This is a genomic window from Staphylococcus sp. SUC_1.2 (assembly GCF_026222585.1).
This window is the reverse complement of sequence record NZ_JANJPM010000030.1, coordinates 1-13,434: the sequence shown is the minus strand read 5'-3', so window position 1 is coordinate 13,434 and position 13,434 is coordinate 1. Positions and strand designations below refer to the sequence as shown.

The window sequence follows — 13,434 nt, the reverse complement described above, 5'->3', positions numbered from 1 at the left end:
GTATATCATTTTTAAAAAATGAACTTCAAGATATTTAAACAGAACATTTGTTCTTTTTAATATTGTAAGGGAACAAATGTTCTTATATAATTGAATTATCTAAGGAGGGGATTGATATGTATGATTATAATTTACTTGAAGATAGAGACATACTATGTGTAGATCAGAAAAGTTTTTATGCTAGTGTGTCTTGTATTGAAAAAGGGTTAGATCCTTTAACGACAAAATTAGCAGTGGTAGCTGACACTAAGCGACAAGGATCTGTTGTGTTGGCAGCAACACCTAAATTAAAAGAACTTGGTATTAAAACGGGATCTAGATTATTTGAAATTCCACAACGTAATGATATTTATATTATTAATCCAAGTATGAGAAGATATCTAGAAGTATCATTAGAAATTTCTAAAATTGCTCTTAAATATGTTCCAGAGGAAGACTTACATCAGTATAGTATTGATGAATTTTTTATGGATGTAACAAATAGCTACCATCTTTTTAATACTACAGTATATTCTTTTGCTAAGTGTTTTCAAAAAGAAGTTTTAGATAAGACGGGAATATACTGCACGATAGGTATTGGATCTAACTTGTTACTTAGTAAAGTAGCTATGGATGTCGAAGCTAAACACCTAAAAGAAGGTATTACTGAGTGGCGATATCATGATATCCCCGATAAATTATGGTGTATCTCACCATTAAAATCATTTTGGGGAATCAATAAAAAAACAGAAATAAAGTTAAATAAAAAAGGAATTATTACAATAGGTGATTTAGCGCATTATCCTCATAGATATTTGAAAAAAGACTTTGGTATATTAGGCACTGATATGCATTTACATGCTAACGGTATAGATCAAAGTAAAATAAGAGAAAAAAGTAAAATTCACAATCCAGCTATATGTAAAAGCCAAATTTTGATGAGAGACTATCAATTTAATGAAACAAAAATTGTTATGCAAGAGTTGATTGAAGATGTTGCTTGTAGATTAAGAGAAAGAAAGCAATTAGCACGTACTATAAATTTTTCATTTGGATATACTGAAGGTGGAGGAATACATAAACAACACACTTTAACTGATGCTACAAATCTAGAACAAGATATGTTTAAAGTCGTTAATGATTATGCGAATCAGTTGTGTGATAAACACGCTTTGTATCGTACGTTAAGTGTTTCACTAACACAATTCATTAATGAAGAAAATCGACAATTAAATTTATTTATAGATGAATATAAAAGACAAAGAGATGAAAATTTAGCTAAAACGATTGATACGTTACAAAAAAAATATGGTAAAGGCATCGTTTCAAAAGCAATTTCTTATACTGAATCTGGAACAAAACATAATAGATTGGGATTAATGGCAGGTCATAAGATGTAAATAAATGGAAGTAGGTCAAAACTCATTTTGAATTTTGGCCCACTTCCTTTTTTATGGAATATAAGTATCAAATTCATTTAAAGCAACAATACCTAATTCACGATCTTTTGGAGTTTTAAAGGTAACTTGTAAAGCACCTAAAATATCCTCACGAACTTCTAAAATTTTTAAGTTTCTTATAGAAATATTATGTAAACTAAGTATAGAAGTAATTTTATTAATCATACCCGCTTTATCTGGAATATCAATATATAAATCATACCCAACATTGACTACACCATGTTGTTTAAGAGGTAATTGATCTCTAAATATTTTTGCTTCTTCAAAGAATTGATATATTTGTTGTTCTTCTTCATTTTTAAGTTTAACTATCATATCCTTAATATTGGTTTGCATATCTTCTAGTAAACTAATGATATTTTGTTTATTACTAAGTGAGATATCCTTCCACATTTCGGCATTACTACTTGCAATTCTTGTAATATCTCTAAATCCACCAGCAGCAAGCTGTTTGACTAAAGCATGATCATTTGCATGGCTTGAACTCAAGTGTACTAAACTAGAGGCAATAATATGTGGAACATGACTGACAATCCCCGTTACATAATCATGTTCTTTTGCATTAGTAACAATAAATTTAGCTAGTGTAGGGGAGAGCAAATCTTGTAATGTTTTAGCCGCTTGTGTATTATGTTCATCATCGTAAACTAAAATATAGTATGCATTTTCAAATAAGTGCTTTTTTGAATTAAGGACACCGGATTTATGGCTACCAGCCATTGGATGCCCGCTAACAAGATGGATATTTGATTCTAATAAACGTTTTTCAAAATTTTGAATGATAAGTTTTGTACTGCCAGTATCCGTTACAATCAAATGTGATTTGGTTTCATAATTAGGTAATGAATTTAGATATATTGCTGTTTGATGAACTGGAGTAGCAAAGATAATAATATCCGCTTCCTTAACACCAAGAGCATAATCATTAATCTTTTTGTCAATTATACCAATAGACATTGCTTTATCTAATTGAGTTACATCAGTATCATAGGCAGAAATTATAAGATCAGATTGATAAAATTTTAAATTACTAGCTAAGCTTCCACCAATTAATCCTAAACCAACAAATAAAATATTTTTCATATGAGCCCTCCTTATTTCTAAATATTCAGAATATCTATATTTTAAATTAGTCATTCATTTTAAACAATACTATTCATTAGAGTTCACTATTTATCTAGGTTAAAATATATTTAAAGTATTAAAGGGGGAAGTTGAATGGAATCAAAGATATTAGAATTAATTCAAAACTTAACTAACATTAATAGTCCTTCGGGAAATGCTTATAATGCAATAAGTTATGTAAAACAAAAAGTAGAACATTTAGGATATTCAACTCAATTAACAAATAAAGGTGCATTAATTATCACAGTTGAGGGTGAAGATAATGTACGTCAACGTTGTATTACTGCTCATGTAGATACTTTAGGTGCAATGGTAAAAGAAATTAAAGAAGATGGTCGTTTAACAATCGATCTAATTGGTGGATTTAAATATAATGCGATTGAAGGAGAATATTGTCAGATTGAAACAGACTCTGGCGAAACGTACACAGGGACAATATGTTTACATGAAACAAGTGTTCATGTATATCGCGAAAATGAAAAAATACCAAGAGATATTGAACATATGGAAGTCCGTATAGACGAAAAAACGTCTTCTAAGAAAGAGACAGAAGATTTAGGAATAGAAGTAGGTAATTTTATTAGCTTTGATCCAAGAACAGAAATAACATCATCTGGATTTATTAAATCCCGACACTTAGACGATAAAGCAAGTGTAGCAATGATATTAGATTTATTAGAAAGAATAAAAAATGAACAAATTAAATTACCACATACTATTCAATTTTATATTTCTAATAATGAGGAAATAGGATATGGAGCGAATGCATCTATTTCTAATAAAATTGTAGAATTTATTGCTTTTGATATGGGAGCACTTGGAGAGGGACAATCTTCTGACGAATATACAGTATCTATTTGTGCTAAAGATGCGTCTGGACCTTATCATAAAGAATTAAAAACACATCTAGTAAACTTATGTAAATTTAATCATATTCCGTATAAAATAGATATTTATCCTTATTATACGTCAGATGCGTCTGCAGCATTAAAAGCAGGAGCAGATATTAAACATGGATTATTTGGAGCTGGTATTGAGTCCTCTCATGCACTGGAACGAACACATATTGATTCTATACATGCCGCTCAAAACTTATTATATGCCTATTGCTTGTCATCAATAAATTGAAATAAATATTGACAAGGAAGATTTATTTATGTATTATACTGAATTATAATAATATTTTAATAATTCTGAGAATTGAGTAGAAGATATGTGATGTAGCAAATAGAAAGCTAATGGATGATGTAAATTAGCACAGCATATGTTTGAATTGGACTTAGAAGATTAAATTTAATAACAGTAAAGTGAACATGTAATGTTAATTAAGGTGGCACCACGGTAACGCGTCCTTATCTATGGAACGTAATCGTGGTGTCTTTTTGGTATAAATATAGTAATTATTAGCTAGATAATCATAGAAAGTTAGTGGTTGATGAAAACTAACATCACTAATAATGAAATTGGGTTTATACTTATAAAAAATCAAATAAAAAATAAGTGAACTTTAAATATTTTGATAATTCGAAATATTTAGTTAATTAAGGTGGTACCGCGCGTCAGCGTCCTTTTAAATAAGGATGCTGATATTTTTTTGAGAAAGGATTAAAGCTTAATGAAACTATATTATGAAATACTTAGAGCAAATATTACACCCGAAGTTTTAGGAAAGTTAAAGAAAAATAAGATTATTTTAGAAAGTACCAGTCAAAAGCAAATTAAAGGTAGATATTCTATTGTAGCATTCGAAAGCTATGGTTCTGTTGTGTTAAATAACGACTTACTAAAGATAAAAACAAAAAAACAAAATGTTGAAATTACTGAAAAGTCTTATGAATATTTAAAAGATTATATCAATCAATTTAATATTCAGATTACAGATGAAAAATTAAAACATTTACCATTTGTATCTGGCTTTATTGGTACGTGTAGTTTTGACTTAGTAAGACATGAATTTCCAATTTTAAAACAGCAATCTATACAAGAAATTAAGGATAGCAATGATATTGAATTTCACATGATAGAAGATGTATATGTATTTGATCATTATAAAGATGAATTATATGTTATTGCTACAAATCAATTTTCAGAAGTAGAACAGAAAGATTTAGAAAAAAGAGTAAAAGATAGAATAAAGGAACTATCTCAAATTAAAGCTTATACAGATGATTATATTCGTCCTCCTACGCCTTCAAATATCATACCAAATGTATCAGATGATGAATTTATAAATACTATAAAGCAATTGAAAAAGCTTATAAAAGAAGGCGATATGTTTCAAGTTGTACCATCTAGAATATATAGCTACAATCATCATTTTAAAAATAATACATTGCAATTAAGTTATCAATTATACCAAAACTTAAAAAGACGTAATCCAAGTCCATATATGTACTATATTAATATGAATACACAAATTATTATAGGCAGTTCTCCAGAGAGTTTTGTAGCTGTACAAGATGGAACGGTTATTACGAATCCAATCGCTGGAACAATTAAAAGAGGTAAAACCATAAAAGAAGATAAACAAAATGCAGAGCAATTATTGAGTGATGAAAAGGAATTAAGCGAACATCGAATGCTTGTTGATTTAGGCAGAAATGATCTACATAGAGTCAGTAGAACCGGTAGTTCAAAAATTACAAAATTAATGGAAATTGAAAAATATGAGCATGTCATGCATATTGTAAGCGAAGTAAAAGGTGAGATTAAGCAAAAATTATCTCCTATGACAGTAATTGCTAATTTATTACCTACAGGAACTGTTTCAGGAGCTCCAAAACTTAGAGCAATTAGGCGTATATATGAGACATATCCATATAAACGTGGACTATATAGTGGGGGTGTAGGCTACATTAATTGTAATCAGAATTTAGATTTTGCTTTAGCAATAAGAACAATGTTAATTGATGATACTACTGTGAAAGTCGAAGCAGGGTGTGGGGTGGTTTATGATTCAGTACCAGAAAAAGAATTAGAAGAAACATTATTAAAAGCAAAAAGTTTATTGGAGGTAACACCATGATTTTAATCATTGATAATTATGATTCATTTACATATAACTTAGTTGATATAGTAAGTCAATTAGATGATGTCATTGTTAAATATCCGGACGATAAAGATGTGCTTAACTACGTTAACCAAAGTGATGGTCTCATCATATCTCCAGGACCTGGTCATCCTTTAGATAGTAACCATCTATTGAATATTATTGAAAGGTATAAATCTTTACCGATATTAGGCGTATGTTTAGGTGCACAAGCAATAACATGCTATTACGGTGGCCGTGTTATTCAAGGCGAAAAAGTCATGCACGGTAAAGTCGATATATTAACAGTTATTCAACATACTAAATTATATAACAACTTAGCAAATCAATTTAATATAATGCGTTACCATTCATTAATAAGTGATGAAATCTCTTTTCCATCACAATTAATAATTACTGGAAGGACAAAAGATTGCATTCAATCTTATGAGACAAAAAATGGATTACATTTTGGTATTCAATATCATCCTGAGTCGTTTGCAACAGATCAAGGACAACAAATAATTAAAAATTTTATCGATATCGTAAAGGAAAGAGGTAAATATGATGACCTTAACATTACTCAACCAAATTCAAAGTCATGCAACACTCTCACAACATGAAACTACTGAATTTATTCAATATCTCATCAATCCAGAATGTCATACTCAAGATAAAGTAAAGTTATTACAAGCTTTCACAAATAAGTCGATACAACAAAAAGAATTAACTTATATAGTGAAAAGTCTTATTCATACGATGTATTCAACTCAACCTGAATACAAAGGAAGTATATGCGTTTGTGGAACAGGAGGAGATAAATCAAATAGTTTCAATATTTCAACGACAGTATCATTTGTAGTAGCAAGCGCAGATGTTCCAGTCATTAAACATGGAAATAAAAGCATTACATCTAATTCTGGAAGTACCGATTTATTACAACAATTACACATTCCTACTACGAAAGTAGCAAATGTAGCCAAACAAGTATCTAAAACACATTTAGCATTTATCAGCGCTATGGAATCTTATCCAATTATGAAATACATTCAACCTATTAGAAAACGTATTCATGAACCAACTATTTTCAATATTGTCGGACCATTAATCAATCCTTTTAAATTAGATTATCAAGTAATGGGGGTCTACGATGCTTCCCAATTACCCATGATTATTAAAACTATGAAAGATTTAGGACGACGAAGAGGCATCGTACTTCATGGAGCGAATAGAATGGATGAAGCAACGTTATCTGGGGATAACGAAATATATGAATTACATGAAGATGGGGCTATTTCACATTATGTTTTAAATGCACGAGATTATGGCATAGCTCATGCAAATAATATAGAACTTCAAGGTGGCACACCTGAAGAAAATAAAAACATTACCATTGACATATTAAGTGGAAAAGATCATTCCCCTAAAAGAAATGTCGTAGTGCTGAATGCAGCATTAGCCTTATATATATCAAATAGAGTGGATAGTATTAAAAAGGGCGTTGATTTAGCAAAAGATTTAATTGATAGTGGCAAAGCTTTAAAACAATGTCAGTTGATGAAAGGGGAATAAAATTGACAATATTAGATGAGATTGTACAGTATAAAAAACAGTTACTAAACGATGGGTATTATACAGATAAAATAAAACATATTAAAAAAGTTGATGTATCTTATAAGTCAGCTCTAGAAACCACTTTGAAAAGGGAATCAACATTGAGTATTATTGCAGAAATAAAATCTAAAAGTCCTTCTGTAAAAGCATTCAAGGACATTAACTTAGAGCATCAAATTGCTAAATATGAAAATCATGGAGCAAGTGCTATTTCAATTTTAACCGATGAAAAATATTTTGGAGGAAGTTTTGAACGTCTACAAACGTTAACACAACTCACACATTTACCAGTATTATGAAAGGATTTTATCATTGATCCGCTTCAAATTGATCTTGCTAAGAGAGCCGGAGCTTCTATTATTTTATTAATAGTAAATATTTTAACCAATGATACACTTCAGTCTTTATATCATTATGCAATATCTCAAAACTTAGAAGTCTTAGTTGAAGTTCATAACAAAGAAGAGTTAGAACGCGCTTATCAAATTAAACCTAAAATCATTGGTATAAATAATAGAGATTTAAAAACATTTATTACTAAAGTAGAACATACTAATGACATTTTGGAAATGAAAAAAGAAGGTTATTACTATATTTCTGAAAGTGGTATTACAACTTTAAATGATGTAAAAAAAATTGTAAGTAGTGGCATAGACGGATTACTTGTGGGAGGAGCTTTAATGAATAGTAATAATATATCATCGTTATTACCTTCATTAAAACTAAATAAAGAGAAATGAATATACTAAAATTTTGTGGTTTTAAAACAAAAAGTGATATTTTAAAAGCCAATTCCTTAGACATAGATATGATAGGTTTTATTCATTATCCAAAAAGTAAACGTCATTTAAATATAGAACAAATTAACTATTTAAATCAATTTGTAGCAAAGCACATTCATCGAGTTATAGTTGTTGTGAATCCTACATATAAAGAATTAAATACATTGTTGCAACAAACCAATGTGAACGGCATTCAATTTCATGGTAATGAAACAATTGAATTAATCCAAAAAGTTAAATTAAATTTTAAGAATATTAAGATAATTAAAGCGTTGCCGGCTACAGAAAACTTGAATAGAGATATGAATCAATATAAGCCATGGGTAGATTTATTTATTATTGATACCCCTTCAATTCAATTTGGTGGTACGGGTCAAACGTTTAATTGGAAAATATTAGAATCAGTAAGCCAAGACATTCCTTATCTTATTGCAGGAGGAATAAATATAAGTGCTATTCAACAGATTGAAAAGCTGGATTTATCACATAAAGGCTATGATATATCCAGTGGTATAGAGACAAATGAATGCAAGGATAAATTGAAAATGGAAACAATTATAAATTACGTTAAAGGGAGCTTAGAATATGAAACAGATACAAACGGAAGCAAATGAACTAGGTTTTTTTGGTGAGTATGGAGGACAATATGTACCGGAAACATTAATGCCAGCTATCATTGAATTAAAGAGAGTGTATAAAAAAGCAAAAAATGATCCTAAATTCCAACAAAAGATAGCATATTATTTAAAGGATTATGTTGGGAGAGAAACACCCTTAACTTATGCGAAATCATATACAGAAACATTAGGTGGGGCTAAAATTTATTTAAAAAGAGAAGATTTAAATCATACTGGTGCCCACAAAATCAATAATGCCATAGGTCAAGCATTGCTCGCTAAACGAATGGGCAAAAATAAACTTGTTGCAGAAACGGGAGCTGGACAACATGGAGTTGCAAGTGCCACAGTGGCTGCATTATTTGATATGGAACTGATTGTTTTTATGGGAAGAGAAGACATCAAAAGACAACAACTTAATGTATTTAGAATGGAATTATTAGGAGCTAAAGTTGAAGCTGTGGATGAAGGTCAAGGAACTTTATCTGACGCAGTTAATAAAGCGCTACAGTATTGGGTAAGTCACGTGGAAGATACACATTATTTATTAGGATCAGCTTTAGGGCCGGATCCTTTTCCAACGATGGTTAGAGATTTTCAGAGTGTAATTGGTCAAGAAATAAAATCACAAATATTAGAGAAAGAACATCGTTTGCCAGATGCAATAGTTGCTTGTGTAGGAGGAGGTTCTAATGCAATAGGAACATTTTATCCTTTTATCGAAGATGATGTGAAATTATACGGTGTGGAGGCAGCTGGCAGAGGTAAGGATACTAATCAACATGCACTTGCGATAGGGAAAGGAAAGGCCGGTGTGCTTCATGGATCAAAAATGTATTTAATCCAAGATGAACATGGACAAATTGAATTGGCACATTCTATCTCAGCAGGATTAGATTATCCAGGTATTGGACCTGAACATTCATATTATCATGATATTGGAAGAGTAACCTATGAATGTGCTAGCGATGAAGAAGCAATGGAAGCACTTGTCCGCTTCACCAAAATAGAAGGTATTATCCCCGCTATAGAAAGTGCACATGCATTAAGTTATGTAGAAAAATTAGCACCTAAAATGAAACAAAACGATATATTAGTAGTGACAATATCTGGACGCGGAGATAAAGATATGGAAACGATTCAACAATATATACAACAGAGAAAGGAGGATAAAAATGAGTAAATTATTTATTCCTTACATCATGGGTAATAGACAATTTTTAGAAAATGTAAAATTACTTGATAAAAGTGGAGCAGATATTATAGAAATTGGTGTTCCATTTTCAGATCCTGTAGCTGATGGACCCATCATTATGAAAGCTGGTCATGAAGCACTTAAAGATCATATAACAATCGACTATATATTTGATGAGTTAGATAAACATCAAAATGAAATTAATTGTAAATGTGTTCTAATGACATACTATAATGTTATTTTAAGTTATGGAGAAAAAGCCTTTTTTAAAAAATGCGATGATATTGGTGTTTATGGAGTAATTATTCCAGATTTACCATTTGAATTAATAGAACAATTAAAACAACAATTAAATCATAATAGAGTAGTAAAAATAATTTCATTAATAGCAATGACGACAGATATAAATCGTATACAAAATATAGCAAAACATGCCGAAGGATTTATCTATACTGTAACGATGAATGCTACTACTGGAGAAGATGGAACGTTTCATCCAAAGCTTAAAGACCAGATAAAAATGATTAAATCTTTTACATCTCTCCCAGTTGTAGCAGGATTTGGAATAAGAACTACAGACCATATAAAAGATTTGGTAAAAGATGTAGATGGTGTTGTTATTGGAAGTGAAATCGTTCGAAGATTTCAAAATGATGACTTAAGTCAAACAGGAGAATACTTAAGGGAGATTAGACAAACTTTAGATAATGGTTAGCATAGTATAAAATAAAAATTATTTAGAGTATTCATAGCATGAAATACTTAAGAATTAGTAGCAATGTAGTATTAATTGATTTAAAATGAAATTAGATATGAATTTAAGAGCTGAAAAAGAATGATTTTCAGCTCTTATTATTTGGAGAAGATAGAAGAAGCCAAGAATTTAAGAGCATTTAGGTTAATTGGAAGTATATACAGGTTTATATTTTAGTTTTAACCTTATCTAGTGTATACTTATTGAGATTAGACCGATGCGTATTCACAACATATACATAAGCTAAAATTTTAAAATTAGTCAACTCAAATTAAATAAAGATTCTAAATTAGGAGTTATAGAGATAATGAAGTTTACAAATTTAACAGCTACAGAATTTGGCGATTTTACTGAAAAAATGCCATATAGCCATTTTACACAAATGACTGAAAATTATGAGTTAAAAGTTGCCGAGAAAACTGAAACTCATTTAGTAGGAATTAAAAATAAAGATAATGAAGTCATTGCTGCTTGTATGCTAACTGCTGTACCCGTTATGAAAATTTTTAAATATTTTTATTCAAATCGTGGTCCAGTCATTGATTATGAAAACAAAGAGCTCGTTCACTTTTTCTTTAACGAATTAAGTAAATATTTAAAACAGCAACGTTGTTTATACGTACGTATAGACCCTTATTTGCCTTATCAATATCGTAATCATGATGGTGATATTACAGGGAATGCTGGGAATGATTGGTTCTTTGATAAAATGAAGCAATTAGGATATCAACACGAAGGGTTTACAACAGGATTTGATCCAATATTACAAATTCGGTTCCATTCAGTTTTAAATTTAAAGGATAAAACTGCTAAAGATGTATTAAATGGAATGGATAGTTTACGAAAAAGAAATACTAAAAAAGTCCAAAAAAATGGTGTTAAAGTAAGATTTCTTACTAAAGAAGAATTACCTATTTTCAGATCATTTATGGAAGATACATCAGAGACTAAAGAATTTTCTGATAGAGAGGATAGTTTCTACTATAATCGATTTGATCATTTTAAAGATAGAGTATTAGTACCTCTCGCATATATAAAATTTGATGAATATCTTGAAGAACTTCATGCAGAACGTCAGACATTAAATAAAGACTTAAACAAAGCTCTAAAAGATATTGAAAAACGACCAGATAACAAAAAAGCACAAAATAAAAAAATAAATTTAGAACAGCAATTAAAAGCAAATGAGCAAAAAATTGATGAAGCAACACAACTTCAATTAGAACACGGTAACGAATTACCAATATCTGCTGGATTCTTCTTTATTAATCCATTTGAAGTTGTATATTATGCAGGTGGAACGTCAAATAAATATAGACACTTCGCTGGAAGTTATGCAGTTCAATGGACTATGATTAATTATGCAATTGATCATGACATTGACCGTTATAATTTTTATGGGATTAGTGGTCATTTTACAGATGATGCTGAAGATGCAGGTGTTGTGAAATTTAAAAAGGGATTTAATGCAGATGTAATTGAATATGTTGGTGATTTCGTTAAACCTATAAATAAACCAATGTATTCACTATATACAATACTTAAAAAAATTAAAAAAAGATTGAATTAAGAGGGGAATAGTGCGAATATGAAATTTACAGAGTTAACAGTTAAAGAATATGAAACCTTCGTACAAAATCCATCATTAGAGAGTCATTACTTCCAAGTTACTGAAAATATAAAAACTAGAGAAAATGACGGATTTGAAGTTGTGTTATTAGGTGTAAAAGATGAAAGTAATAAAGTGATTGCTGCAAGTCTTTTCTCAAAAATTCCAACTATGGGAAGTTATGTATACTATTCAAATCGTGGACCAGTGATGGATTATTCCGATTTAGGTCTTGTTGATTTTTACCTACGAGAATTAGAAAAATACCTACACCAACATCAATGTTTATATGTAAAACTTGATCCATATTGGATTTATCAAATTTATGATAAAGATATCAATTCGGTAGAAGGTCACGAAAAAAATGATGCTTTAGTTAATTTATTTAAATCACATGGTTACGAACATCATGGTTTCACTACGAAATATGATCGCTCTAGTCAAGTGAGATGGATGGGCGTAAATTATCTAAAAGGTGAAACACCTGCATCATTGAAAAAGCAGTTTGATAGTCAACGTAAAAGAAATATAAATAAAGCGATAAACTATGGAGTAAAAGTAAGATTTCTTAAAAGAGATGAACTAAATATTTTCTTAGACTTGTATCGTGAAACAGAAGCACGTACTGGTTTTGTATCAAAAACAGATGAATATTTTTATAATTTTATAGATACATACGGCGATAAAGCATTAGTGCCATTAGCATATATTGATTTAGATGACTATATTAAATCATTGCAAACCTCTTTAAATGATAAAGAAACGCGTCGTGATCAAATGATGTCTAAAGAAAATAAAAGTGACAAACAGCTGAAAAAAATTACTGAACTAGATAAACAAATAGAACACGACCAAAAAGAACTCTTACATGCAAGTGAATTACGTCAAACTGATGGACAAATTTTAAACTTAGCTTCTGGAGTATACTTTGCAAATGCTTATGAAGTAAACTATTTCTCAGGTGGCTCATCAGAAAAATACAATAATTATATGGGACCATATATGATGCATTGGTTCATGATGAATTATTGCTTTGATCATGGATATGATCGATATAATTTTTATGGTTTATCTGGTGATTTTACTGAAAATAGTGAAGATTATGGTGTTTATCGCTTTAAAAGAGGGTTTAATGTGTATATCGAGGAGTTAATTGGGGATTTCTATAAACCAATTAATAAACCTAAATATTGGCTATTTAAAACATTGAATCGTATACGTAAGAAGATTAAAAAATAACAATTAGAATAAAAAGCATATTGGCAATCTTG

Annotated in this window: 11 protein-coding genes and 1 pseudogene; 11 read left to right on the top strand and 1 reads right to left on the bottom strand. The window is 29.9% G+C overall.

The features are described 5' to 3' along the window. Positions 1-116 precede the first annotated feature (116 nt). On the top strand, positions 117-1,379 hold the full coding sequence (locus NR218_RS10190) for a Y-family DNA polymerase (RefSeq protein WP_137689494.1): 1,263 nt from the start codon (positions 117-119) through the stop codon (positions 1,377-1,379). Between the two features lie 51 nt (positions 1,380-1,430). Here NR218_RS10190 and NR218_RS10185 read toward each other — a convergent pair whose 3' ends face one another. Beyond that, positions 1,431-2,522 carry a prephenate dehydrogenase gene (locus tag NR218_RS10185; RefSeq protein WP_265883372.1) on the bottom strand — a complete coding sequence of 364 codons (1,092 nt, stop codon included), beginning with the start codon at positions 2,520-2,522 and terminating at the stop codon, positions 1,431-1,433. Positions 2,523-2,657: 135 nt separating this feature from the next. Between NR218_RS10185 and NR218_RS10180 the strand changes: the two genes are divergently transcribed. The 10 genes and pseudogenes from NR218_RS10180 to NR218_RS10135 all read left to right on the top strand — a co-directional run bounded on the left by NR218_RS10180 (position 2,658) and on the right by NR218_RS10135 (position 13,402). Next, a complete protein-coding gene (locus NR218_RS10180; protein ID WP_242228098.1) occupies positions 2,658-3,692 on the top strand; it encodes a M42 family metallopeptidase in 1,035 nt (344 codons plus the stop codon). 487 nt (positions 3,693-4,179) lie between these two features. Continuing rightward, positions 4,180-5,589: an anthranilate synthase component I gene (locus tag NR218_RS10175; protein WP_017174686.1), complete on the top strand. Its 1,410-nt coding sequence runs from the start codon at positions 4,180-4,182 to the stop codon at positions 5,587-5,589. Beyond that, positions 5,586-6,215: an anthranilate synthase component II gene (locus NR218_RS10170; RefSeq protein ID WP_017174687.1), complete on the top strand. Its 630-nt coding sequence runs from the start codon at positions 5,586-5,588 to the stop codon at positions 6,213-6,215. Before NR218_RS10175 ends, NR218_RS10170 begins: the two co-directional genes overlap by 4 nt. Further along, complete coding sequence (gene trpD / locus NR218_RS10165; RefSeq protein WP_207025531.1) at positions 6,160-7,164, top strand: anthranilate phosphoribosyltransferase; 1,005 nt, start codon at positions 6,160-6,162, stop codon at positions 7,162-7,164. The genes NR218_RS10170 and trpD overlap by 56 nt, the downstream gene beginning before the upstream one ends. Positions 7,165-7,166: 2 nt before the next feature. After that, positions 7,167-7,946: pseudogene (gene trpC, locus NR218_RS10160) on the top strand (indole-3-glycerol phosphate synthase TrpC). Further along, on the top strand, positions 7,943-8,602 hold the full coding sequence (locus tag NR218_RS10155) for a phosphoribosylanthranilate isomerase (RefSeq protein WP_048681664.1): 660 nt from the start codon (positions 7,943-7,945) through the stop codon (positions 8,600-8,602). Before trpC ends, NR218_RS10155 begins: the two are co-directional and overlap by 4 nt. Further along, the gene (gene trpB, locus NR218_RS10150) at positions 8,574-9,788 is read left to right on the top strand and encodes a tryptophan synthase subunit beta (protein ID WP_049434259.1); all 1,215 of its coding nucleotides are present in this window, start codon (positions 8,574-8,576) and stop codon (positions 9,786-9,788) included. The genes NR218_RS10155 and trpB overlap by 29 nt, the downstream gene beginning before the upstream one ends. Further along, positions 9,781-10,515 carry a tryptophan synthase subunit alpha gene (gene trpA, locus NR218_RS10145; protein ID WP_017174692.1) on the top strand — a complete coding sequence of 245 codons (735 nt, stop codon included), beginning with the start codon at positions 9,781-9,783 and terminating at the stop codon, positions 10,513-10,515. The genes trpB and trpA overlap by 8 nt, the downstream gene beginning before the upstream one ends. 346 nt (positions 10,516-10,861) lie before the next feature. Next, positions 10,862-12,124 (top strand): aminoacyltransferase, encoded by a 1,263-nt coding sequence (locus NR218_RS10140; protein WP_048681885.1) that lies wholly within the window; start codon positions 10,862-10,864, stop codon positions 12,122-12,124. An 18-nt stretch (positions 12,125-12,142) separates the two neighbouring features. Next, complete coding sequence (locus NR218_RS10135) at positions 12,143-13,402, top strand: aminoacyltransferase (protein WP_048681888.1); 1,260 nt, start codon at positions 12,143-12,145, stop codon at positions 13,400-13,402. Positions 13,403-13,434: the final 32 nt, after the last annotated feature.